Genomic DNA, 23,474 nt, shown 5'->3' with positions numbered 1-23,474 from the left:
AACCGGCCAGTGCAGACCAGCCGGTTTTCGATAAAATGTTGCTCAGGCTATTGCCCCGCTTTTTCATACGCTGTAATAATTTCGCGCACCAGCCGGTGACGCACCACGTCGCTCCCATCCAGTTCCACAAATGCTATGCCTTTAATGGGCTTCAGGATGTCGACCGATTCGACCAGTCCCGACTTCTGCTTGTTAGGCAGGTCAATCTGCGACCGGTCGCCGGTGATGATTGCTTTCGAGGATGGCCCCATCCGGGTCAGAAACATCTTCATCTGCATAGGCGTCGTGTTCTGGGCTTCGTCGAGCAGGATAAACGCGTTGTTGAGCGTCCGGCCGCGCATGTACGCGAGTGGCGCAATCTCGATAATGCGGTTTTCCTGGTACAGCTTCAACTTCTCCGCCGGAATCATATCATCCAGCGCGTCGTAAATCGGGCGCAGGTACGGATCGATCTTTTCCTTCAGGTCGCCCGGCAGGAAGCCCAGATTTTCGCCCGCTTCAACGGCCGGGCGGGTAATGATGATTTTCTTGACCTCTTTATTCTTAAGCGCCCGTACCGCTATGGCTACGGCGGTGTAGGTTTTACCCGTTCCGGCCGGACCAATAGCAAACACCAGGTCATGCTTTTCTGCGGCTTCAACCAGTTTTTTCTGGTTGTCGGTTTTGGCCCGAACCACGACACCCCGGTTGCCATAGACCAGCACTTCGTCGTCGTCGGGCGGCACAGGCGGCACCGTTCCTGACGCAGCTACGCCATTCTGACCCAGGTAATTCTGCACATTGTCGGGCGTGACTTTGCCGTACCGTTGGTAATGCTCCAGCAACGATTCCAGAATGTCGCTGATCCGGGTGATCTCCGGCGTGGTGCCTTTGATGCGAATTTCGTTGCCGCGCGAAATGATTTTACTCATCGGGAATGCAGCTGCGATTTCCCGAATATTCGTGTTCTCTACGCCCAGAAAGTCGATGAGCGAGACGTTGTCGAGGGTGATGACTTTTTCGACCAAACGATGCGTTGCGTTTAAAATGTGATTCCGAAAAGTAAGCGATTTCTCTGCGTATATAACACCAGTTACCGAAAAATTATTCGCCCTGCTTACTTTTGTTTGAAACTGACCGATTCCGGGAAACTACTGGATTTATCCGCCGAAAACGACTACCTTCCTGACAGTCAGCCAGCTGTCTTCACCGCAGTACCAGTACGCCTGCCCCCTGCCCGACGTGGCGCAAAAGGTGATCTTTTTTTTAAACGGATAGTCGCAACATTACCAGAATGTTACGCCCGGTCCGGGTGCTATTTGCCGGTTATCTTTGTCATCGGGGTATTGCCCTGCGGGGCAGGTTTTCGTAAACTTGCAGTAGATCATGGAGAACAACCCACGCCCCAATCAGCACTTTCGGAAACAGCAAGGCTTTGCCGGTAATCGGCAACAGGCTGGTAACCAATGGCTCGATACCGGGCTGGGAAAGCTACCTCCGCAGGCACTCGATCTGGAGGAAGCGGTGCTGGGGGCACTCATGATCGAAAAGGACGCCCTCTCGTCGGTTGTCGACATTCTCAAGCCCGAGACATTCTACAAAGACGCCCATCAGCGTATCTACAACGCCATCCTGACGCTGTTCGGTAATTCCGATCCCATTGACCTGCTGACCGTTACCCAGCAGCTGCGCAAGACGGGTGAGATCGAGCTGGTCGGGGGCGGTGGCTTCGTTTCCGAGCTAACCTTCCGGGTTAACTCGGCCGCCAATATCGAGTACCACGCTCGTGTGGTATCGGAACAAGCACTGAAACGCGCCCTGATCGCGATGTCGTCAACGATCCTTCGCGATGCCTACGAGGACACGACCGATGTGTTTGAACTCCTCGACCGCACGGAACAGTCGCTCTTCAAGATTTCGGAGTCGAACATCAAGAAGAACTACGCCGACATGAGCACCATCGTGCGGCAGGCGCTTAACGAACTCGAGATAAAAAAGAATCAGGAAGGTCTCACCGGTGTCCCCTCCGGCTTCACCAACCTCGACCGCGTCACCTCCGGCTGGCAACCAACGGAACTAATCATCTTAGCCGCTAGACCAGCTATGGGAAAGACGGCATTTGTCGTTAGTGCCCTGCGGAATGCGGCTGTCGACCACGGTAAGCCGGTCGCGATTTTCTCGCTGGAGATGTCGTCGGTGCAGTTGGTGAATCGTCTGATTTCGGCGGAAGCGGAGATCGATTCGGAGAAAATCAGGAAGGGAACGCTGGCCCCGCACGAGTGGACGCAGCTTCACCACAAGATTCAGCGGCTGACCGAAGCCCCCATTTTCATCGACGATACCCCCGCCCTTTCCATTCTGGAACTGCGGGCCAAGTGCCGCCGTCTGAAAGCGCAGCACGACATCCAGATGGTCGTAATCGACTATTTGCAGCTGATGTCAGGGGATTCTTCGAACAAAGGTGGTGGTAACCGCGAACAGGAAATCGCGTCGATTTCGCGGGCGTTGAAGAACCTCGCCAAGGAACTGAACGTGCCGGTGATTGCCCTGTCGCAGCTCAGCCGGGCGGTGGAAACACGCGGTGGCGACAAAAAGCCGCAGCTTTCCGACCTTCGTGAATCGGGATCTATCGAACAGGACGCCGACATGGTTTGCTTCCTGTATCGCCCTGAATACTACAACATCACGCAGGACGAAGAAGGTAACTCAACGGTTGGTATCGGCGAAGTAATCATCGCTAAGAACCGGTCCGGTTCGCTGGATACGGTACAGTTGCGCTTTGTGGGTAAGTTCACCAAATTCTGCGACCTCGACTCGTATTTTGAGCCGGTAGCCACGCAGGGATTCAGCCCGGAAACAAACGGCCTGAGCAGCTTCGAGGCACCTCCGTCGGGCGGTAACGTGTTCCGTAGTAAAGCCAACGACCTCTCTAACTTCGGCAACGCTGACCCCAGCAAGGAAACGCCGTTTTAATTGAGTATCAGGCTGCGCCGGATGTACTGAACCAATCGTTTTCCCGGTCGTGTTTAGCGGTTGTCCATCACGTTGTACTTTTCCCCCACAGCCATGCAGCTACAGGTAGACATCAATTTCGATCAGTTGATTCAGCTAGCGAAGGGCCTGACACCAACGCAGTGGGCGACGCTGAAAACCGCCGTTGACACTGCGGACACAGCCGTAAATCAGCCTTCGGATCTGGAAGCTTTTCTGTTGACAGCACCAACGTTTACCGACGAACAAATTCAGGAGATCGCCGAAACAAGAAAGCGCATCAATCAATGGAGGACAAGCTGATACTGGTCGACACATCCATACTGATTGACTTCTTTCGGAAAACCGATAAATCGAACTCGGCGCTGATTTCTCTGGTCAGAAGAGGGTACAGCTACTGCATCTCTGCCGTTACAGAGTATGAGATTTACATCGGTGCTACCCCGGCACAAATCGACTTTTGGAATGGCTTTCTGGACCGGACAACGGTTTTGCCGTTCGACAAACTAACGGCTAACGTCGCAGTCGATCTTACCAGGACGTTGAAGCAGAATCGAAACCTTATCGACATCGCCGATCTGTTCATTGCAGCGACTGCCATAGCCAACAACCTGCCGTGTGCCACGCTGAACAGGAAACACTTCGAGCGAATTACCGGGCTGCGGATGGTAAACTAATGCAATCAGTCCGCAGCAAAGCCAACGACCCCTCTAACTTCAGCAATGCCGCCCCACTTCACAATTTGGTAAACCCACTTTATGGTGCCTGTCTTGTACCTTTGTCGTTGACATCGTACTCTAACAATAGGCTGGTACACAATGGCATACCGCTGACTGATCTGCCGTGTACTCGTCTGTATCCATCTCACCGATGATGACAGTCAACGTAGAAACAGCGTTACTTCGCGATCTATCGCAGGGGGACCTGGCTGCGTTTGACGCCCTCTACGGCCACTACCAACAACCCGTTTACGCTAACATTCTCAAGCTGGTTAAGCAGGCCGAAACGGCTGAGGACATCCTTCAGGAGGTGTTTATCGCGTTGTGGGAAAACCGGCATAAGATCGATACAACCAAATCGGTTGGTGGCTGGCTGTTCGTCGTTAGCCACAACAAAGCGTTATCAGTTGTCAGGAAAAAGGTGCGTGAATCGGTCGTCGTACAATGGGAGGCTGACTTATCCAACGTACCGGCTAATGATGACCGGCTTGACGATGAACTCTTTGGCCTCCAAATGGCCCTGATCGAAGAAGCCGTCGAGCACCTGCCCGCCCGTAAACGTGACGTATTTCGGCGGTGCCGCTTCGAGGGGCAGTCGACGGAGGAAGTAGCCCAACAGACGGGTATCTCGGTCGCGTCGGTCAACGACTACCTCAAACAGTCGACCCGCTTCATTCGTGAGTACATTCGTACCCGTACCAACCCCTCTCAACTGGCTGCTGTCGCCGGATTGTTGCTGTTTCTGGACTGACCCGTCAGCCAATCTGATAGTTCGCTGAACAGCCACCTCGACCAGTCTGGATCGTTGTCAAAATCAGGTGCCGCAGCGGGCAAACTGACAGATACCGTGCTACCTGAACCGAGCCAAAATACCCTACGAGGCTCAATTACCCCTCCGTTATCACCTGATTATCAAGGGTTAGTTTGACGAAATCAATCGTTAACAATTCCGTAATACCAGAAGCATCCCCTACGGCGCAGGGCAGGAGTATTTAGGGGTGAATATGGAGCAAAGCACCCAACAGCTACTCGACAAGTTCTGGGCTGGAACAGCGACCGACGCAGAAAAGCGGCAGCTCGTCGACGCCCTCGACGCGCCCAATGCTGACTGGCAGGCCGACCTGCGCCGGTCGTTCGATCAGCACGACCCGACCACCGCCCCCCTGACGGCGGGACAGTCGGCGCGGGTGCTGCTACGGCTCCACCGGCAGATTCAGGGCGAACAGGCCGCCCAACCCCGCCTGTCGGTATGGCGTACACCGATGCGCTGGGCGGCTGCGGCCGTAGTGCTGCTGGTAGCCGGGCTAAGCGTGTGGCTGTACACCCGCCCGGCACAGCCCGAGCCGACGCTGGCCCAGCACAAATCCAGCTCGACCTGGCAACTGACGCACCGTACCAACACCACGACGGCAGCGCAGCGCGTGAACATGGCCGACGGCTCGACCCTGACGCTGCAACCGGGTAGTTCGGTCAGTTATTACGAACCGTTCGGCAAGTCATCGCGCGATATCAGCATGAGTGGCGACGTGCTGTATGCCGTGGCGAAAGACCCGGCGCATCCGTTTACGGTATTGGCCGAGGGCATTACCACGACCGCGCTGGGAACGCAGTTTCGGGTACAGACGGTGGCCCATCATCGCGTGTCGGTGCGGCTGCTGGAAGGGCGCGTGGTGGTACGGGCCACACCAGCCAGCGGACTGACTATGGCCGATACGTACCTGACGCCCGGTCAGGAGCTGAACGTCGATACGCAGTCGGCCCGGCTGTCGGTGTCCTCTTTCCGCAATGTTGCGCCAGTATCGAAAGCCCCTCTTCAACCGGCAGGGCCACCGGTGTGGGTTGAGCGCCCGGCGCTGGTGTTTGCCAAAGAACCGCTGGAAACGGTGCTCAACCGGGTAAGCCAGCGGTATAACGTGCCCATCGACTTCGACCCGGCAGACGTGCAGGGGTTGTCGTTCTCGGGTTCATTCGCGGATAGCGATTCGTTACGGGTCGTGTTGAAAGCCGTTTGCCTAACCAACAATTTGTCGTTCAGCCAGGAAACGAACCGGGTCACCGTCAGGCGTTCTCCATAGGTCAATCCATGTAAAACCAATCCAATTTTTCTTGCCTGCTGCGTCGCTCCGGCGATGCTTACAATACCCCAAAATGGGGTAACAGGAACCGTTTTTGCCAAATTTTGTAACACAACATCCCAATGAAACAGTACTTACCCATACGATTGAACCGATTACCCGGCTGGCTGCTGCTGCTCCTGCTGTCAGTGCAGGCGATGGCTCAGACTACGGCCCAGATGCGCGGCACGGTGCTCGATGAAAAGGGCGATCCACTAGTCGGCGTTACCGTGCTGATCGACGAAACCGGCGCATCGACAGCCAGTAACCGGGGCGCTACGACCGACGCCAGCGGCCTGTTTACGTTTACGGGCCTCAAAACCAACACGCGCTATACCATTACGGCCAGCTACATCGGCTACGAAAAGCAGATTACGCCTAATTTTCTGATCAACGCAGGTGACAACAACAGCCTGCTGATTCGGATGAAACCCGAGCAGCGCACGCTCAACGACGTGGTCGTGATTGGCTACGGAGCGCAGTCGAAGGCAAAGGTGACGGGCGTGATTTCGCAGGTGAAGGGGCAGGAACTGACCCGGTACAACGGCAGTAGTTTCGCCCAGCAACTGGCCGGAAAAGCCGCCGGGGTCGTTATCAACGACGCGTCGGCGCAGCCCGGCTCCGATCCGCAGATTGTGATTCGGGGCATCGGTACGCTCACCGCCGGGCGTAACCCCCTGATCGTGGTCGACGGGTTTCCGCTGTCGGAAGGGTCGTCGCTGAACTCGGTCAACCCGCAGGACATCGAAACCATCGACATCCTGAAAGACCCCTCGTCGGCGGCTATCTACGGGTCGCGGGCAGCCAACGGCGTTGTGCTGATTACGACTAAGAAAGGCAAATCGGAGAAAATGACGGTGTCGCTCGACGCGTACACGGGCTTTCAGGAGCGGGCCGACAACGTGAAGTACGTCGATGCGTATCAGGCCGCGCTGTTTTTCACCGAAGCCCGCGACTGGGGGTACATTTCCAAAAATCCGACCGGCCGCAGCATCAGCGACGACCGCGCCACCCGCCTGAGCAAAGGGGCCAGCCTGCGCGAGTTGCGCCTGAACTACCTCAGCCCGTGGCTCAATAACCAACCGGGCTTAACCAACACCGACTGGCTGAACGAGATTTTCCGCAAAGGCCGAATCAGCAGCTACAACCTGGCGTTTTCGGGCGGTTCGGCCAGGACGAACTACTACGTGTCGGCCAACTTCTTCGACCAGCAGGGTATCGTGATCAACAACGGGCTGAAGCGATACAGCGGTACGGTAAAAATCGACTCGAAACTGTCGGACAAGTTCACGCTCGGCGTATCGGTCAACCCGTCGTACAATGTGCAGAACTTTTTCAGCAACGACGCCAACTGGTCGAACGACCCCGTAGCCAACGGCTATATCATGTACCCGATGTTCAGCCCCTACAACGCCGACGGATCGCTGGCGATCAGTACGCAGATCAATACCAATACGCCGGAAGACGGCGCGCTGGGCGAAAACGCGGTGGCGCTGGCCTATAAAATCAAGAACCAGCGCAACCTCTTCCGCACTTTCGGTAATGCGTACCTCAGCTACCAGCCCATCGAGGGACTAACCGTCAAGACGCTGCTGGGTGGCGACGTGCGGAGTAACTTCTTCGATTTCTACAACCCATCGGATGTAGGTGGCTACCGGGCGGCAGCCCCCAAACCGGCAGTAGCGACCGAATCGCGGGACTTCGTCACGAACTTCCTGACGGAGAATACGGTAACCTACAGCCGGCAATTTACCGACCATCAGCTTGACCTGCTGGGCGGCTACACCTATCAGCAGGAAAACGGAGCCAACACCGTCGTAACGGGGTCGAGCATTGCCGATAACAACATCACCAACATCGGCGGAGCCAGTGCCTTCGTAGCGACCGCCGACCGCTACACCTGGACCCAGCTTTCGTATCTGGCGCGGGCGCAGTATGCGTTCAAAAACAAGTACCTGTTCTCGGCCACCATCCGGCGCGATGGGTCGTCGCGCTTCGGTAACGACCGCAAGTGGGGCAACTTCCCGTCGGTAACGGGCGGCTGGATTATCTCGAACGAAGAATTTTTCCCGAAGAGCCGGGTCATCACGTTTGCCAAGCTGCGCGGTAGCTGGGGGCAGTCGGGTAATAACCAGATCGGTTCGTACAGCTCGAAAGCCCTCGTCAACGGCGACAACTACGTGTTTGGCAGTACGCTGGCAGCGGGCTTCGCAGCCACGACGACGGCAAATCCGAACCTGTCGTGGGAAACCAAAACCGCCACCAACGTGGGCCTGAACCTGGGGCTGGGCAACAAATTCACCGTGTCGGCCGACTATTATTTCTCGGTCACGAAAGACCTGCTTCTGAACGTACCCGTGCCGGAACAGTCGGGCTTCAGCTCGTCGATTCAGAACGTGGGCAAGATTCAGAACAGCGGTATTGAACTCGAACTGAGCGGCAACAACATCAATCTGGGGCCGGTGAAGTGGGGTTTCAGTGGCAACATCGCTACTAACCAGAACAAGGTGCTGGCGCTGGCCCCCGGTCAGGATCAGATCATTACGGGTTCGGTCAGCCAGTTTCTCACCAAAGTGGGTGGCCCTATCGCGCAGATGTACGGCTACAACATTACCGGGGTGTACAAGACGCAGGATCAGATCAATACGACACCTCACCTGGCGGGTACCCTGACAGGCGACTATATCGTGCAGGATCTCAACGGCGACGGGGTGATCGACCTCAACGACCGGCAGACCTACGGTACCTACAACCCGAAGTTTACCTACGGTTTTTCAAGCAATTTCTCGTACCAGAATTTCGACCTCAGCTTTTCGCTGATGGGTATTCAGGGCCGGAAAATTTTCGATCAGCAGCTTTCCAGTCAGGAAGAGTCGGGTGAAGGGTTTGGCGTACCGAACACGTACTACTTCAACAACCGCTACCACCCCACCGACAACCCCGACGGCTTTCTGGCGCAGCCCAACCTGGGCAACTTTTCGAGCGCCCGACGGCAGGTTCGTTCGTCGAGTATTTTCTTCAAGAATGCCGACTACCTGCGGCTGCGGAACATTCAACTCGCCTACAATCTGCCCCGCACGTGGGCATCAGCCATCAAGCTGTCGGGCGCGCGGGTGTATGTGTCGGCCAACAACCTGTTTACGCTGACCTCATTTCTGGGCTACAACCCCGACGCGACATCGACCGGCAACGTGCTGACCAACGGGTTCTCTCAGGCCAATTACCCCGTTGCCCGCTCGTACACGGCTGGCCTGAGCGTCAATTTTTAAGTCAACGACATTTCTCAAAATGAAAAAGATACTTGCATTAACTGCGCTGCTTGGTAGCTCACTGCTGACCACGTCCTGCGAAGACAAACTATTTCAGGAGCCCCAGACCTCGAAGGTACTGAGCAACTTCCTGCGCAACGAAACCGAGACGGAAGAGTACGTCAACGCAGTCTACGCCAATTTGCAGGCCAACGGGCTGTATGGCCTTTTTCTGCCCGCGTTCAGCGAAATTCAGTCCGACAACACCTACGACGAAGTACCGGCCAATGACGACGGCATCTACGGTCAGCTCGATCAGTTCACGACGATCCCGTCTAACAGCCTGATTTCGTCGGTCTGGACACAGTCGTACTCCACCATTCAGAAGGCCAACACGGTGCTGAACCGCATCGGCAACATCAGCTACGCCACCGACGCCACCCGGCAGGCCCGCGTCGGGGAAATGAAGTTTATTCGCGCCCTGCTGTACTTCAATCTGGTCCGGCTTTACGGCGACGTTCCGCTCGTGACGCAGGAAACCACCGACCCCAACGCTTATTTCGGGCAGGGCCGCACGGCTTCGTCGCAGGTGTACGACCAGGTCAAGAAAGACCTGACCGAAGCGATTTCGGTATTACCCGCGACAACATCGCAGCCGGGCCGGGTCGTGAAAACAGCCGCACAATCGCTGTTGGCGAAGGTGCATCTGACGCTGAAAAGCTATTCCGACGCGCAGACACTGCTGCAAACGGTGGTGAGTTCGGGGCAGCACACGCTCATGACCAACCCATCGGACGTGTTCAGCATCAGCAACGAAAACAACAGGGAGATCATCTTCGCGGTACAGTTCGCATCGGGCGTTAACGGCAACACCGAGGGCAGCACGATGTTCCAGCAGTTCAGCCCATCGGGAACGGTGTCGGGTGCGAAAGGCCACGACCTGCCGACCAAGAGCCTGTATGCCCTGTATGCCAGCACTGACAAGCGCAAAGGAACGTACCTGACAGCCACCTCGTCGGGCACACCCTGGACCCGAAAACTGACCCAGCCGACAACCGTCATCACCGACGGTGGCAGCGATTTCGTCGTACTGCGCTATGCCGACGTGCTGCTGATGTTGGCCGAAGTGCAGAATGAACTGGGCAACGCCAGCGGAGCCGCCACAACCCTGAATCTGATCCGTACCCGCGCCGGACTGGCCAACACCACCGCCACCACGCAGGGCGACCTGCGCACGGCCATCGACCTCGAACGCCGGTTTGAACTCGTGGGCGAAGGCCACCGCTGGTTCGACCTGCTCCGGTCGGGCAATGCCGTTTCGGTCATGAACGACTGGTTCAAAGCCAACAACATCCAGATCACGATTACAAGCAACAACCTGCTGATGCCAATTCCGCAGGGACAGATCAACACCGATCCCAGCATCAAACAGAATCCGGGCTATTGATAAACGACCCCACTAGCTGCGGCTGTGGGGTCAAACTAACGCATCATGAAACGCAGTACGTTTTTCCTGGCTGGCATCCTGCTGGCGAATCTGACACTGGCGCAGACGCGCCCCGTCGACCCGATCATCCGGCAGTTACACGACCCGAACAGTAAGCAGGTCCTTGTGGTAGCGCACCGGGGCGACTGGCGCAGCAATCCCGAGAACTCTGTTCGGGCTATCGAAAGCGCCATCGCCATGGGCGTCGACGTGGTGGAGATCGACCTGAAGAAAACCAAAGATGGTGTGCTGATTCTGATGCACGACGAAACCATCGACCGCACAACGTCGGGCCACGGCAAACCCGCCGACTACACCTGGGCTGAGCTGCAAAAGCTGACGCTTAAAAACGAGCACGGCGGCCCCACGCGCCAGCGCATTCCGACCTTCGAGCAGTGTATGAACACGGCCAAAAACCGGGTGATGATTAACATCGACAAGGGCTACGATTACTACAAAGATACTTACGACGTACTGGTCAAGACCGGCACTGTCGACCACGCCATCATCAAGTCGTACAAGACCTACGAGGAAGTAAAAGCCGAAAATGGTGATTTGCTCGGTGGCAAGCTGGCCTACATGCCGATCATCAACATGGCGAAAGCCAACGCCAAAGCCTCGATTCAATCGTACGAAACGAACCTGAAACCTGTTGCCTACGAACTGAATTTCAGCAGCGACAGCGCGCTGGTCAACTCCAACTACCAGATCATTCCGCAGACGGGCTCGAAACTGTGGTTCAACAGCCTGTGGGCTAGTCAGGACGCGGGTCACGACGATGAGCGGAGCGTGGAAGAAAGTCAGCCCAACGACGGCTGGGGCTGGCTCATCGCCCACGGCGCGACGATGATTCAGACCGACCGTCCAGCCGAACTGATCGCGTATCTCCGCCAGCGGAAACTGCACCGCTAACCCACGTTTTCTATCCCATCGTCCGGCCAGTCTGCCCCGCGCAGGCTGGCTTTTTTATGTTCTCACCTGCTTTGTGGCTGGCCGCATCCCGATCGTCAATTACCGCCCTCTCGCCGTAATACTACAAATTCACCGCCCTGTTATATCCAGCCCGGTTGGCTCCGTTTTGTTCAAATTATGGTAATGTATACGTCACGACTAGGCAATGTTGGGTAAGCACCTTTGTGGGGTAACTAACTCCCAGGTAATGCAAAAACTTTTAATGCTTATTGCTGCAATCCTCCTCATTGCAGGCCACACCGTGAATGCCCAGACGAATCTGGCGGGTATCTACGGGAAAGTAATCGATCAGGACGGGAAGCCGCTGGAAATGGCGACTGTTCAGGTCAAGAATGAATCGACCGGTTTTAAGGCCGGTACGGTAACCAACGAGAAAGGCGAATTTCGCCTGAAAGAACTGCCGCTGGGTTCGCCCTACTCCATCACCGTTCAGTTTATTGGGATGGCTACGCAGACACAGACGGGCTTTTCGCTCAATCAGGGCGATCTGCTGCGCGTCAGCTTCAAACTGGTCGACAACGCCAACGAACTGGCTACCGTCGACGTTACGGCGAACTCGCTGGCCAACAAGATTGAAAACATCGGCACCGCGACAGCCGTCACCGCCAAAGACATCAACCGGCTACCCGTAAACGGCCGGAACTTCTCGACCCTGTCGGACCTGTCGCCCCTGAGCACCGGTAACAGTCTGGGTGGACAGCTGGGATCGGCGACCAATTACACCATCGACGGTATGGCCGCGCGCAGCACCATTGCCGGTGGGCAGCCGTCGGGTGCTTATTCGATCACGATAGAGGCCGTTCGGGAATTTCAGGTCGTAACCAACCAGTACGACGTTACCTACGGAAACGCCGGTGGTGGTACGATCAGCACGGTTACCAAGTCGGGAACGAACAAGCTTACCGGAAGCGCCTTTAACTTTCTGCGGACGAGCTGGCTCTCAAGCCCATACGGGCTGAATGAGCAGCGACGGGATCTGCCCTTCAAGACGGCGCAGTACGGCTTCTCGCTGGGTGGCCCTATCATCAAAGACAAGCTTCACTTCTTCGTGGCCTGGGACCGGCAGGCCAGCACGCAGCCGCTGCTAATTGCCCCGATCCAGTCGACCGCCGACGCCCTGCGCTACAACGTTACGCAAGCCACCGAAGACCGGTTTCTGAGCATCGCCCGCAGCAAGTACGGCGTCGGTAACCAACCCCAGTTTGGGCTGTTTACCCGCTTCAAGAATACGCACGCGTTGTTTGGCCGGATCGACTGGCAGATCAACGCCAAAAACCTGCTGACGATCCGGGATAACTACATCTACGATCTGGATAACCAGTCGGACAATGATAATACGACCATCAACATGTACGAGGTGTACAGCACCCGTAAGAGCAGCAACAACAGTTTGCTGGCGTCGCTCCGGACTACGATCAGCCCGAAAGTGACCAATGAACTCAAGCTTCAGCACTTCTGGGAGTACAACCAGATGTACACCAACCCACAGTTGCCGGCAGACAACATTCCACGGGCTACCGTCGCGAACGTGGCGTCTGTTAACCCGACCGATTCGACCAAGACGTTGCTCACGAATATTCAGCTGGGCGGTCAGCGGTACGGTGGCGACTACTTCAACAACCACCTCGTTCAACTGGTCAACAACGTGTATGTCAACACCAATCAGTTCAACTTTACCTTCGGTGGCGGGCTGACGTTCAGCAATCAGAATTCGGTGTATGGTAGTGAAACAAACGGCCGGTTCTGGTACACGGGCCTGACGGCATTCGACAATCTGGCTCCCTTCCGGTTTACGCGCGACGTGTATCTGGTCAATCCGCCGAATGTGAAGTTCAACGTGATGGTGCCGACCGTGTACGCTCAGGCGCAGACGACCGTGGCCCCCGGCCTGAACGTCACGGCGGGTGTACGGGTCGACTATACCGATTACCTGACTAAACCAAACTTCAACCAGACGGTATTCAACACGCTGGGTCTGCGCACCGACAACAAGCTGGCGACGCTGCAAGTACAGCCACGCGTGCAGGCCACCTGGGATATTCGGCAGGATGGCCGGGACATTATCCGCGTTGGTGGCGGTATTCTGGGATCGGCCCTCAACCCGTATTCCATGATCAACAACATGGTTTTCGACGGTAGCCGCATCGCCAGCATCGACGTAACGGGCAATCTGGTCCCGACGCCGAACTTCCCGGCCTACCGGGCGAACCCGGCCTCGGCACCGGGGATCGATCTGATCAACAACCCCAACGTGCCCAAGCTGTACACGATCAACATGAACGGGAAAGACGCGAAAGTGCCGACCGTGTACAAGCTCAACGGGTCGTATAGCCACTTCTTCAGCCCCAACTTCCGAATGAGTATTGCGGGCTATATGTCGTTTGCGCGGAACAACTACACGTACGTCGACAAGAACATGGTCGATCAGCCTTACTTCACCCTGTCGCAGGAAGCTAACCGCCCGGTGTACGTACCCGCGTCGTCTATCCTGACGTCAAACGGGTCGCAGAACTGGACACTCGGTCGTAAAACCACCGAAGTAGGTCGGGTACTGGAGCTGGAAAGCCTGGGTCGAGTGAATCAGATGGCCGTCGTGGTCGACGGAAATTACCGGTACTTCAAAGATGGCGAGATTGCCTTCTCGTACACCTGGAACGACACGCAGGACAACACCTCGTATAACGGTAACGTGGCCAATACCGCTACGCTGGTTCAGTACACGGCTGGTGATCCCCGCACGCTGAATCAGATGAACTACTCCGACAACCAGTTCCGGACCAAGGTTGTCGTTTACGGTAATACGCCTACCTTCCACGGCTTCAACCTCGGCTTCCGCTTCTCGGGCCTGAGCGGTACGCGCTACTCGATGGTTGTGAACGGCAATATCAACGGCGACTTCGTGGAAACCAACGACCTGGCTTTCGTCTACGACCCCAACAAGGCCGAGACACCGCAGTATCTGAAAGATGGTATCAACGCGATTCTGAACAACCCCAACGTGGAAACCAGCGCGAAAGATTACATCCGGAGCAGCTTCGGGAAGATTGCCGAGCGCAACGGCGGGGTAAACCCGTTCTACGGAACCCTCGACCTGCGCCTGACCTACAAAGTCAAAACGTTCCGCAACCAGTACATCGAACTGTCGGGCGATCTGTTCAATACGGCCAATCTGCTCAACAAATCGTGGGGTGTCAACCACGCGCTGGGAGCTACTTCGCTACTGGTCAGATCGGGCTTCGATGCCACGACGAACAACTACAAGTATGCCGTGAACACCAACGCGGGTGTATCGAACCTGAGCGGTAACCCGTATCAGTTCCAGCTGGGCGTACGCTACGGTTTTTAAGCGTAGCGCTTAGCGCGAACCATCGACTATAAAAAAGGCCAGTCTGTTGAGTCAGACTGGCCTTTTTCGTTTATCGCTTCGTCAGCAGCACCACGTTTTCGACGTGGTGCGTGTGCGGAAACATATCGACGGGCTGCACGTCGGCAACGGCGTAGGCTTCGTCCAGAATACCGAGGTCGCGGGCCTGCGTGGCGGTGTTACAACTGACGTACACGATGCGGTCGGGAGCCGCTTTGAGCAGCTGGCGCGTTACGGCTTCGTCCATCCCGGCGCGGGGCGGATCGGTGATGACGACGTCGGGGCGGCCGTGCTGATCGAAGAATGCGTCGGTCAGTACGTCGCGCATGTCGCCCGCGTGGAAACTGGCGTTGGTGATGCCGTTGACCTGCGCGTTGACGCGCGCATCCGCAACGGACGCTTCAACGTACTCCACCCCTACCACTTCGCGCACCCGCCGGGCCACGAACAGGGCAATGGTGCCGGTGCCGGTGTACAGGTCATAAACGCGCTCGTTACCGGTCAGGCCGGCCCAGTCGCGGGCTACTTTGTAAAGGTTGAACGCCTGCTGCGCGTTGGTCTGGTAAAACGACTTCGGCCCGACCCGGAACGTCAGCGGGGTACCGCTGCCATCGTCCATAAACTCCTCGATGTACGCTTTGCCCGACCAGTTGATGACCGTCTGATCCTGGTAGCTGTCGTTTTTCTTGGTGTTCAGAATGTAGTTCAGCGACGTGATCTGCGGGAATTCGCGTTGCAGAAAACCCATCAGTCCAGCCAGCAGATCGGGGTTATCCTGCGCCACCTGTAGCGTTACCATCACCTGCCCCGGTGCGCCGTTCAGCCCCCCGCCGTGCGGATAATCAGCGTCCTGAGAAAGCCCACGTGCTGCTTCAGGTTGTACAGACTCATATCGTTGGCAAATACGTAGTCGGTGACGGCCTGCCGGATGGCGTTCGAGGGGTCGGGCTGGAGGTAGCAGTGGCGAATGGGCAGCACCTTGTCAAACCGGCCCGGCACGTGAAAACCCACCGCGCGAAAATCCATCGGCTCGTCGGTGGCGGCTTCAGCCTGCGTCAGCCAACGGCCATCCGCGCAGGTAAATTCCAGTTTGTTACGGTAATACTCCGTCGGGTGAGCCGCCAGAATGGGCCGGATCGCGGGCAGAGCCACCTTACCAATACGCGTCAGGTGATCGACAACCTGCTGCTGTTTGAAGCGTAGCTGTTCGTCGTACTGAATGTGCTGCCACTTACAGCCCCGCAGGTGCCGAAGTGCTCGCAGAATGGCTCGGTCCGCAGTGCCGACCGCTCCAGTACCCGCTCGGCGACGGCTTCGCGGTACTGCTTTTTCTTGTTCGTAACCCGCAGGTCGACCACGTCGCCGGGGGCAACACCCGGCCCGCCCGTGGGATTTTCCACAAAAATGACGCCCTCGTCAGTCCGTACGATACACTTGCCTTCGGCCGCCACATCGGCGACAGTTACAGCGTACAGTCGTTCAGGGGCTTTATGATTTTTTCTCCGCATACTTGTCTTAAAAACCGCTAATTTACGTAGCCTTTTGATGGGGAGTTTAAGGTTTGTGGTTCAAGGTTTAATGTTAGCAGCTATCAGCGAACCTTAAACAGTAAACCACAAACGTTAAACAGCACAGCTTAACTAGATTCTATGCTCAATATGTACCGGTTCGTATGGTGGTGGGTGAGTGCGCTGGCTGGCCTGTGGCTGGTTAGCGGTGGGGTGGCACGGGCGACGCATATTGTGGGGGGCGAACTGGAACTGCAACGGCTGACCAACAGCTCGGCCACGCACCGCATCAATCTGAATCTGTACTTCGACGTCGTCAACGGCAGTCCGCAGGCGGAAGATATTTCCGTAATGATCTTTGTTTTTCGCAAGCGCGACAACGTGCTGGTGGGCAACGTGGAGGTAGCACGGCAAAGCAGCCAAAACGTTACCTACAGCAACTCGACCTGCGCCCGCACCGACCTGCAAACGAAGCTGATCCGCTACAGTGCCGACGTCACCCTTTCCCAGAACCTCAACGACCCCGGCGGTTATTACATGAGCTGGGAACGCTGCTGCCGCAACAATGTCATCAGCAATATCACTAATCCCGGCGGAGCGGGGTCGGCCTTTTATCTGGAGTTTCCGGCTCCCTACGTCGGCACCACACCCTACACCAATTCGTCGCCCGTGTTTGGCGTGGCGAAGGGCGACTACATCTGCATCGGCCGGCCGTTTACGTTTGATTTCGGAGCCAAAGACCCCGACGGCGACAGCCTGACGTACAAGCTCGTAACACCGTACAACGGGTTCAGCACAGCGACGGTACCCAACCCCGGCCTGCCTAGTTTCGGAGCAGCCGCTATCGCCAACCCCGGCCCCTACCCCGATGTTCGCTGGATAACCGGCATCTCGACAGCCAACGAAATTCCCGGCACGGCACCCCTACAGGTCAACCCCCGGACGGGGCTGCTCAGCGTAACCGCCGACCGGGCCGGGCTGTACGTGTTTTCGGTTGAAGTCGATGAATACCGCCGGGGCGTTCGCATCGGCCGCGTCCGGCGCGACTTCCAGCTGAAAGTCATCGACTGCCCCAAAAATGAGCCGCCCCAGCTGCTGTTCAAGCTGAATGGCCAAAAGGATTTTTACCGGGAAGGCACGCTGGTGACGCTGGCCGAAAAAGACACCAATTGCCTGAGCCTGTACGTGACCGATACGGAAGCGAATCAGCGCATTACGATCACGAACATGAGCGGATCGCTGCCCGGCCTGACGCTGACGCCCGGTGTGCTGCAAACCAAAACCACCCACGACACCCTCCAGACGCAGTTCTGCTTTGGGCGGTGCGTGGGCAACGGCGGACCGGTTACGCTGCTGATCCGGGCTACCGACGAAGGTTGTCCGCAGGGCCTGAGCGACACGCTGATGATCCGGCTGCAACTCATCGGCTCGGCCAACAACAAGCCCAAAGCCACGACCAACCTGATCAACAACCGGGGCCGCGTAACGGTCGGCTCGTCGCTGAGTTTTACCGCCTTCGGGACCGACGTCGACAACGACAACATCAGCATTCAGGCCGTTGGGCGCGGCTTCACCCTGGCGCAGGCCGGTATGTCGTTCGGGTCCGCATCGGGCGTAGGCAAAGTGTCGAATCCGTTCGTGTGGAAACCCGGCTGTACCGACGCGACACGTGCCGAGTACCTGGTCGATTTCGTCGTGACCGATACCCGCTGCAACAGTACCCTGCGCGATACGGTCACGGTCAATCTGGGGGCGGTTGGTTTACCCAGTCAGCCGCCCAGCGTACGCACGTCGCTGTCGCAGCAAACGGTGACGATGCTGGTCAGTACCGATCCGCAGGCGGGGGGCAGCTCGTTTGTCGTGACCGGCGACGACCCCGACCGGGATACGCTGCTGCTGACGGGCGTCGGGCGCGGCTTCGACATGAAAGCGGCAGGCATGAATTTTACGGGCAAAACCGGCCGGGCCGCGCTGACCTCGCCGTTCGACTGGAAACCGACCTGCGAACTGCTGGGCGGCAAATCAGAAGCGACGTTTGTGGTCGACTTCACCGCCGACGACCGGTCGTGCCAGCCGCAGCATACCGCCGTTACCACTGTCACGTTCGTTATCAAAGATCAGTCGGTCAACGCTGAGATTACCGTACCGAACGTGTTTACCCCCAACGGCGACGGTATGAACGATGTGTTTACGGTGAAAAATCTGCCCGACAATGCCTGCGCCGAACAGTTCAAGAGTGTAGAAATCAGCAACCGCTACGGGCGGATCGTCTTTACCTCGCGTGATCCTAAATTCGCCTGGGACGGAGCCGACATGCCGACGGGAACTTACTATTACTTCCTCCAGACAACGAAACGCACGTTTAAAGGGCCGGTGACGCTTATCCGCTGATGCCAGAATGCGTATCTTCGCGGTACAATGAAGGATAAGATTGTACTCATCACCGGCGCGTCGTCGGGTATTGGCAAAGCGATGGCGTTTGCCTTTGGCCGCGAAGGTGCCCGCATCGTTATCTGCGCCCGCAACGCGGCTGCACTCGCCACCGTCCGCGCCGAACTTGAGCAGGCAGGCATCACCGTACTAGCCCTCACCGCCGACGTCAGCGTGGAAGCCGACGTGAAGCAGCTGATCGATCAGACCATCGCCCACTTCGGCCGACTCGACATTCTGATTAACAACGCCGGTATTTCGATGCGCTCCATGCTAATCGACACCGACCCGGCTGTGATTCAGAAAGTGATGGACATCAACTTCATGGGCACCGTTTACGCAACGCGCTACGCTCTGCCGCACATCATCCAGGCCAAAGGCTCGATCGTCGGTATTTCGTCGATTGCGGGCTTCCGGGGTCTGCCCGTCCGGGCGGGGTATTCGGCCTCGAAGTTTGCGATGAATGGCTTTCTGGAAGCCGTGCGGACGGAACTGCTGCACACGGGCGTTCACGTCCTGACGGCCTGCCCCGGCTTCACAGCCTCCAACATCCGCGTTGCCGCCCTCGACGCCCACGGACAGGCAAAGGGCGAGACGATGCGCGACGAAGAAAGCATGATGAGTGCCGAAGAGTGCGCCGACCACATTCTCCGCGCGGTAAAATCCCGCAAGCGCGAACTGATCCTGACCGGTCAGGGCAAACTCACCGTCTTCCTCAACAAACTCCTCCCCGCCTTCATGGACAAAATGGTCTACAACACCCTCGCGAAGGAAAAAGACTCACCGCTTAAACAATGATAGAGTGAAAGAATGATGGAATGAGTGAATAGGGCTGGCGCAAACCATTCATTCACTCATTCCATCATTCTCTCACTCTATCATTCATATCACCCACACCTGATCCTGGCGGACGTAGTACCACTGACTGCGCCAGCGGACGCGGAGGTAGATGTCACGGCTGCCGATGATATTGAGTTTGTTGCCCCGGCTGATCACTTCGGCAACGGGTGCTGCGGCTGAGGGGTCGGTGCGGAGCAACACCCGGTCGTGGCTGGTAATGCCAGACCGAACTCCGCGCGGCAGATTCACAAACAGCAACAGGCCTATCAGATAGATCAGCAGCACCCACTTCTGCCGGGCGGGGATGGGTTGCTGACGCAGTGATTTTGTCAGTAGTACCCCAAACGAATACATCGCCAGTGCCAGCAGGAACAGCTGGAAGTAAATACCGTACTGTTTGTAGAACAGGTAGAAATAATTGAGGTCGTCGGTTTCGTAGCCCCCCAGGTTATTGGTCCGCGCAATGTCGTTCATCCGGCGCAGCACCGCATCGTCGGGGTGGCGGTCGAAATAAATTTGCAGGTAGTATAACAGGTGCGGCACGTCGCTCTGCCGTTCGGCAGCACTGGCTAATTTCAGCAGCATGGCATCCGTCGGGATGAAGCCCCCCGACAGTACCGCTTCGTAGAGCCGGGCCGCATCCGATTGAGCATCAGCGGCAAAGAGCGAATCGGCTCGACGCAACGTGTCGGCCCGGTCAGCGGCCCACGCGCCCGACGCCATCAGCAATGAAAGAAATAGGCTTATTTTAAGGACAAAGGCTTGCATTGGACCAATTAAGGGCATACTTTTGCACCACAATCAGGGAAACGGGTTTCGTCATACGAGTCAACGACCTTCTGATCTGGTAGCTCAGCTGGTAGAGCAATACACTTTTAATGTATGGGTCCTGGGTTCGAATCCCAGCCGGATCACACGAAAAAAGCCGCTTTAAAAGCGGCTTTTTTTATTGGCTTACCTTAGAAAGGCAGGTCGTTGCTTTCGTCGTCGTCAAACGCACTGTTGAACGACGCAGCTGCTGGCTTGCTCGGTGCCGAAGCCGGCGCAGACTGTGCCGGGCGCGACGAATACCCACCGCCAGCGGGTGCTGATGGCGCTGCCGCTTCACCTTCGGCAATTTCAATGCGGAAGGCCCGCAGTTCGGTGTACCAGCGGTCGTTGTATTCCCGCGATTCAGCACTGAACGTCGCCTTCAGCGTATCGCCCGTGGCAAATTGTTTCAGGTCATTTACCTTCTCGCCCCAGGCCGTCAGACACACCTTTTTCGGGTATTGACTATCCAGCGTTTCGAGTACGAACTCCTGCTTGCTCCAGGGGCCCTTTTGGCTTTGACCCGATACTTCGGGCAGTGTTTTTATGAGTTTTCCGACTAATTCCAGTGCCATAAGACAACGTGTTTAACAGGTAATTGGAAAGATAAAAGTACGAAATTTTAGCCGGATAAGGGCTGTTCGAAACCAAAAATCCAAAAAGAAAACGGGCCGTATTTGGCAATAGAGCCACAATTCCCTATGTTTGCACCCACAATCACGGAATGGCCACGTGGTGAAATTGGTAGACACGCCATCTTGAGGGGGTGGTGCTGCAAGGCATGGTGGTTCGAGTCCACTCGTGGTCACACTTAAAGTACGAAGAAGCCCTGTAATACAAGCGATTACAGGGCTTCTTCATTTTCTGTCGAAACCGTGTACCCGCAGCTCCCCTACTCCCATCGCGACTCGATTACCAATGATCTGTTGCTTCGGCAGGTACCATAATGCACGTCAGTAGCTGACTTATACGCTACCATTACTTTTCGGCGGACTGTTACCCGCGATCTGTTGATTAGCGACAAAGGGAGCATAACTCCTTACCGCTATGCCGATCACTGTCAAAACCGAGAAATTTACCGTTGAATCGTACGAGGTGTCCGTTAGCCAGGCTACCGATGGCCTTCGCCGGACCGTCAGCCTGACCAGTCCCGACCTATCGCACGGTATCCGCTTCAATGCCGTCATCCTGTTCTTCAAGACCAATTTTGCCCAGCCCAGCGTTGGGCACGCCAACAACCTCGCCGGGGCCAACTTCGACCCGCGCTCCCTAACGCTGTGGGGCGACAATACGCTCTTCGACGGTCTTTATGCCGTGCTCAGTACGGAAGCACCACTCACCTTTGAGTTCACCTACGAAGTTGACTCTGCATTGCCCAACGAAGATCAGAAAGATGTAACCAGCTACCGGCTGTTTTCGGGCAGGGGAACGCCCGGCGACTTTGAGAAACCAACCCGGCTCAGCGTGCTCACAAATCTGCAACCCGCCCTGACGGGCGACAGTCAGTAACAGCCTATTTCTTCTATCCACACCAATCGCGATTCGGCCGTTCTGCTACCCAGGCAGGGCGGCCGAACTATGTATGGGGCGGGTATGCAGCTGAACGGGCCTGTTTCTACCGCCAGTTCACAGGGGCGAATCAGGCAACCCTACCGAAATGGAAAAGCTAGTTGACCAATATGGTAGTCTTTACGCTGCCGTCGATCACCGTCCATTTTCTACCGGTCAGATTAATAGCGCATTACCCGTTTCCTGACTGAACTGGCCTGCTGTTGGCACACGGTGTTGACAAATCAATCAGGCCATGCGTACAACCATCGATCAAACCAATTTACGGCAGCTATTAGCCGAACAAATTCCGGAGGCCGCTGCTACGTTTAAAGCGCTGCCGGGCGGAACCAGCGTGTTCGTGACCCTGCATAAGCTCTGCGAAGTCACCTCCGTGCTGGCCCACCAGAATCGATTCAGGGCCGTGAAGCACTGTTTACTTGCCGCCGAAGACCTGCTGCTTCATGCAGAACCCCGAATCAGCAATGCCGTCTGCTCGGTGTACGTCTTTCAGCTGAGCCGCCTGCTGGACAAGCGGGACGCCCGGGCGGAGGTTATTCATTATCTGCTGCCGAAGGCGCTCAGGGCCGAGTATCGTCGTCAGATCACCTCCTGTCTTCCGTAATCAGCCACGAAAAAGCCATTCAGGCTTCATTATCATGTTTACTGACTATACTATCTGCGTTGCCTCCGCTGAGCACCTGATGCAGGCCGAGTCGATCTGTCAGCAGATGCAGCTGAGTGCCCAGGACCGGGGCACCGGTATTGCCGGTCGCACGCCAGACTATATCCGGCAAAAAATGCAGGCGGGCACCGCCATTATCGCCACCCTACCCGACGGACGGTGGGTCGGCTTTACGTACCTCGACACTTGGGACAATGGTGCGTTTGTGTCGCAGTCGGGCCTGATCGTGGCCCCCGACTTCCGGCATCAGGGTGTGGCACATCGACTGAAGCAGGCACTGTTCACCCTGAGTCGTCGGCTATTTCCCGATACCAAACTGTTCAGTATCACCACCGGTCAACTCGTCATGGACCTGAACAGGGAGCTTGGCTTCCGGCCGGTAGCCTTCTCGGAACTGACCCACGATGCTCAGTTCTGGCAGCAGTGCGCCACCTGCCGGAACTGCGACATACTGGCCCGAACGGGCGGCAAATACTGCCTGTGTACGGGGATGCTGTTTGATAGTGCGGTTCCGGCTACCGGCGGGTGCGCCTAATCCCGTTGAGAAAATCCCGGTAAGCAACTGCCGATGCGATCATGACTAGGTTTCTGGTGTTGCTGGTGGGCATGGCTTGTTTGCTCGCCGTGCTGTATGGACTCTTTACCGGCTTTGCCCGGCTACCCAAACCGGGCTGGCCGGCGGGCTGGAACCTGCTGGGCAAACTCATTGGCATCCTGCTCGTTGGGCTGTTCTTCAAGCTGGTCAAACGATATACCGATTAACCGTCGGCCGGTCTCTCT

General features: G+C 56.7%; 18 protein-coding genes, 2 tRNA genes and 1 pseudogene. 17 read left to right on the top strand and 4 right to left on the bottom strand.

Features of this window, described 5'->3' with window-relative positions:
- Window positions 1-47 precede the first annotated feature (47 nt).
- Complete coding sequence (locus HH216_RS16195; protein ID WP_169551749.1) at window positions 48-1,007, bottom strand: PhoH family protein; 960 nt, start codon at window positions 1,005-1,007, stop codon at window positions 48-50.
- A gap of 358 nt (window positions 1,008-1,365) precedes the next feature.
- On the opposite strand from HH216_RS16195, the gene dnaB reads away from it, so the two are divergent.
- The 9 genes from dnaB (at window position 1,366) to HH216_RS16150 (ending at window position 14,855) form a co-directional block, all read left to right on the top strand.
- The gene (gene dnaB, locus HH216_RS16190) at window positions 1,366-2,952 is read left to right on the top strand and encodes a replicative DNA helicase (RefSeq protein WP_169551748.1); all 1,587 of its coding nucleotides are present in this window, start codon (window positions 1,366-1,368) and stop codon (window positions 2,950-2,952) included.
- Between the two features lie 93 nt (window positions 2,953-3,045).
- Window positions 3,046-3,273 (top strand): hypothetical protein, encoded by a 228-nt coding sequence (locus tag HH216_RS16185; RefSeq protein ID WP_169551747.1) that lies wholly within the window; start codon window positions 3,046-3,048, stop codon window positions 3,271-3,273.
- Window positions 3,258-3,647: a type II toxin-antitoxin system VapC family toxin gene (locus tag HH216_RS16180; RefSeq protein ID WP_169551746.1), complete on the top strand. Its 390-nt coding sequence runs from the start codon at window positions 3,258-3,260 to the stop codon at window positions 3,645-3,647. Before HH216_RS16185 ends, HH216_RS16180 begins: the two co-directional genes overlap by 16 nt.
- Before the next feature lie 196 nt (window positions 3,648-3,843).
- Window positions 3,844-4,440 carry a sigma-70 family RNA polymerase sigma factor gene (locus tag HH216_RS16175; protein WP_169551745.1) on the top strand — a complete coding sequence of 199 codons (597 nt, stop codon included), beginning with the start codon at window positions 3,844-3,846 and terminating at the stop codon, window positions 4,438-4,440.
- Between the two features lie 253 nt (window positions 4,441-4,693).
- Complete coding sequence (locus tag HH216_RS16170) at window positions 4,694-5,764, top strand: FecR family protein (RefSeq protein WP_169551744.1); 1,071 nt, start codon at window positions 4,694-4,696, stop codon at window positions 5,762-5,764.
- A 122-nt stretch (window positions 5,765-5,886) separates the two neighbouring features.
- On the top strand, window positions 5,887-9,072 hold the full coding sequence (locus HH216_RS16165) for a SusC/RagA family TonB-linked outer membrane protein (RefSeq protein ID WP_169551743.1): 3,186 nt from the start codon (window positions 5,887-5,889) through the stop codon (window positions 9,070-9,072).
- A gap of 19 nt (window positions 9,073-9,091) precedes the next feature.
- Complete coding sequence (locus tag HH216_RS16160) at window positions 9,092-10,498, top strand: RagB/SusD family nutrient uptake outer membrane protein (protein ID WP_169551742.1); 1,407 nt, start codon at window positions 9,092-9,094, stop codon at window positions 10,496-10,498.
- Between the two features lie 45 nt (window positions 10,499-10,543).
- Entirely contained in the window at window positions 10,544-11,449 is a 906-nt protein-coding gene (locus HH216_RS16155; protein WP_169551741.1) for a glycerophosphodiester phosphodiesterase family protein, read from the top strand.
- Between the two features lie 247 nt (window positions 11,450-11,696).
- The gene (locus HH216_RS16150) at window positions 11,697-14,855 is read left to right on the top strand and encodes a TonB-dependent receptor (RefSeq protein ID WP_169551740.1); all 3,159 of its coding nucleotides are present in this window, start codon (window positions 11,697-11,699) and stop codon (window positions 14,853-14,855) included.
- Window positions 14,856-14,925: 70 nt separating this feature from the next.
- Here the strand turns inward: HH216_RS16150 and rlmD are convergent.
- Window positions 14,926-16,381: pseudogene (gene rlmD / locus HH216_RS16145) on the bottom strand (23S rRNA (uracil(1939)-C(5))-methyltransferase RlmD).
- A 141-nt stretch (window positions 16,382-16,522) separates the two neighbouring features.
- On the opposite strand from rlmD, the gene HH216_RS16140 reads away from it, so the two are divergent.
- Together HH216_RS16140 and HH216_RS16135 are read left to right on the top strand one after the other, a co-directional pair.
- Window positions 16,523-18,772 carry a gliding motility-associated C-terminal domain-containing protein gene (locus tag HH216_RS16140; RefSeq protein ID WP_169551739.1) on the top strand — a complete coding sequence of 750 codons (2,250 nt, stop codon included), beginning with the start codon at window positions 16,523-16,525 and terminating at the stop codon, window positions 18,770-18,772.
- 27 nt (window positions 18,773-18,799) lie between these two features.
- Complete coding sequence (locus HH216_RS16135; RefSeq protein ID WP_169551738.1) at window positions 18,800-19,609, top strand: SDR family oxidoreductase; 810 nt, start codon at window positions 18,800-18,802, stop codon at window positions 19,607-19,609.
- 84 nt (window positions 19,610-19,693) lie between these two features.
- Here the strand turns inward: HH216_RS16135 and HH216_RS16130 are convergent, their stop codons facing one another.
- Window positions 19,694-20,419: a hypothetical protein gene (locus HH216_RS16130; RefSeq protein ID WP_254448457.1), complete on the bottom strand. Its 726-nt coding sequence runs from the start codon at window positions 20,417-20,419 to the stop codon at window positions 19,694-19,696.
- A gap of 73 nt (window positions 20,420-20,492) precedes the next feature.
- Between HH216_RS16130 and HH216_RS16125 the strand changes: the two genes are divergently transcribed.
- Window positions 20,493-20,565 (top strand) — tRNA-Lys (locus tag HH216_RS16125).
- A gap of 45 nt (window positions 20,566-20,610) precedes the next feature.
- Here the strand turns inward: HH216_RS16125 and HH216_RS16120 are convergent.
- Window positions 20,611-21,036 (bottom strand): DUF3127 domain-containing protein, encoded by a 426-nt coding sequence (locus tag HH216_RS16120; protein WP_169551736.1) that lies wholly within the window; start codon window positions 21,034-21,036, stop codon window positions 20,611-20,613.
- Between the two features lie 151 nt (window positions 21,037-21,187).
- Here HH216_RS16120 and HH216_RS16115 point away from each other — a divergent pair.
- From HH216_RS16115 to HH216_RS16095, 5 genes are all read left to right on the top strand, one after another.
- Window positions 21,188-21,269 (top strand) — tRNA-Leu (locus HH216_RS16115).
- Between the two features lie 239 nt (window positions 21,270-21,508).
- On the top strand, window positions 21,509-21,970 hold the full coding sequence (locus HH216_RS16110) for a hypothetical protein (protein WP_169551735.1): 462 nt from the start codon (window positions 21,509-21,511) through the stop codon (window positions 21,968-21,970).
- A gap of 295 nt (window positions 21,971-22,265) precedes the next feature.
- Window positions 22,266-22,634 (top strand): DUF7674 family protein, encoded by a 369-nt coding sequence (locus tag HH216_RS16105; protein ID WP_169551734.1) that lies wholly within the window; start codon window positions 22,266-22,268, stop codon window positions 22,632-22,634.
- Window positions 22,635-22,668: 34 nt separating this feature from the next.
- The gene (locus HH216_RS16100) at window positions 22,669-23,229 is read left to right on the top strand and encodes a GNAT family N-acetyltransferase (protein WP_169551733.1); all 561 of its coding nucleotides are present in this window, start codon (window positions 22,669-22,671) and stop codon (window positions 23,227-23,229) included.
- A gap of 41 nt (window positions 23,230-23,270) precedes the next feature.
- The gene (locus tag HH216_RS16095; RefSeq protein WP_169551732.1) at window positions 23,271-23,456 is read left to right on the top strand and encodes a hypothetical protein; all 186 of its coding nucleotides are present in this window, start codon (window positions 23,271-23,273) and stop codon (window positions 23,454-23,456) included.
- Window positions 23,457-23,474: the final 18 nt, after the last annotated feature.

This window comes from Spirosoma rhododendri (genome assembly GCF_012849055.1).
Taxonomy (GTDB): domain Bacteria; phylum Bacteroidota; class Bacteroidia; order Cytophagales; family Spirosomataceae; genus Spirosoma; species Spirosoma rhododendri.
The sequence above is the reverse complement of the archived record's forward strand: the minus strand, read 5'-3'. Positions and strand labels throughout refer to the sequence as shown.

Coding starts and splice junctions, on each gene's coding strand:
- dnaB (WP_169551748.1), top strand. CDS start 1,366: ATGGAGAACAACCCACGCCCCAATCAGCACTTTCGGAAACAGCAAGGC.
- HH216_RS16185 (WP_169551747.1), top strand. CDS start 3,046: ATGCAGCTACAGGTAGACATCAATTTCGATCAGTTGATTCAGCTAGCG.
- HH216_RS16180 (WP_169551746.1), top strand. CDS start 3,258: ATGGAGGACAAGCTGATACTGGTCGACACATCCATACTGATTGACTTC.
- HH216_RS16175 (WP_169551745.1), top strand. CDS start 3,844: ATGACAGTCAACGTAGAAACAGCGTTACTTCGCGATCTATCGCAGGGG.
- HH216_RS16170 (WP_169551744.1), top strand. CDS start 4,694: ATGGAGCAAAGCACCCAACAGCTACTCGACAAGTTCTGGGCTGGAACA.
- HH216_RS16165 (WP_169551743.1), top strand. CDS start 5,887: ATGAAACAGTACTTACCCATACGATTGAACCGATTACCCGGCTGGCTG.
- HH216_RS16160 (WP_169551742.1), top strand. CDS start 9,092: ATGAAAAAGATACTTGCATTAACTGCGCTGCTTGGTAGCTCACTGCTG.
- HH216_RS16155 (WP_169551741.1), top strand. CDS start 10,544: ATGAAACGCAGTACGTTTTTCCTGGCTGGCATCCTGCTGGCGAATCTG.
- HH216_RS16150 (WP_169551740.1), top strand. CDS start 11,697: ATGCAAAAACTTTTAATGCTTATTGCTGCAATCCTCCTCATTGCAGGC.
- HH216_RS16140 (WP_169551739.1), top strand. CDS start 16,523: ATGCTCAATATGTACCGGTTCGTATGGTGGTGGGTGAGTGCGCTGGCT.
- HH216_RS16135 (WP_169551738.1), top strand. CDS start 18,800: ATGAAGGATAAGATTGTACTCATCACCGGCGCGTCGTCGGGTATTGGC.
- HH216_RS16130 (WP_254448457.1), bottom strand. CDS start 20,419: ATGCAAGCCTTTGTCCTTAAAATAAGCCTATTTCTTTCATTGCTGATG.
- HH216_RS16120 (WP_169551736.1), bottom strand. CDS start 21,036: ATGGCACTGGAATTAGTCGGAAAACTCATAAAAACACTGCCCGAAGTA.
- HH216_RS16110 (WP_169551735.1), top strand. CDS start 21,509: ATGCCGATCACTGTCAAAACCGAGAAATTTACCGTTGAATCGTACGAG.
- HH216_RS16105 (WP_169551734.1), top strand. CDS start 22,266: ATGCGTACAACCATCGATCAAACCAATTTACGGCAGCTATTAGCCGAA.
- HH216_RS16100 (WP_169551733.1), top strand. CDS start 22,669: ATGTTTACTGACTATACTATCTGCGTTGCCTCCGCTGAGCACCTGATG.
- HH216_RS16095 (WP_169551732.1), top strand. CDS start 23,271: ATGACTAGGTTTCTGGTGTTGCTGGTGGGCATGGCTTGTTTGCTCGCC.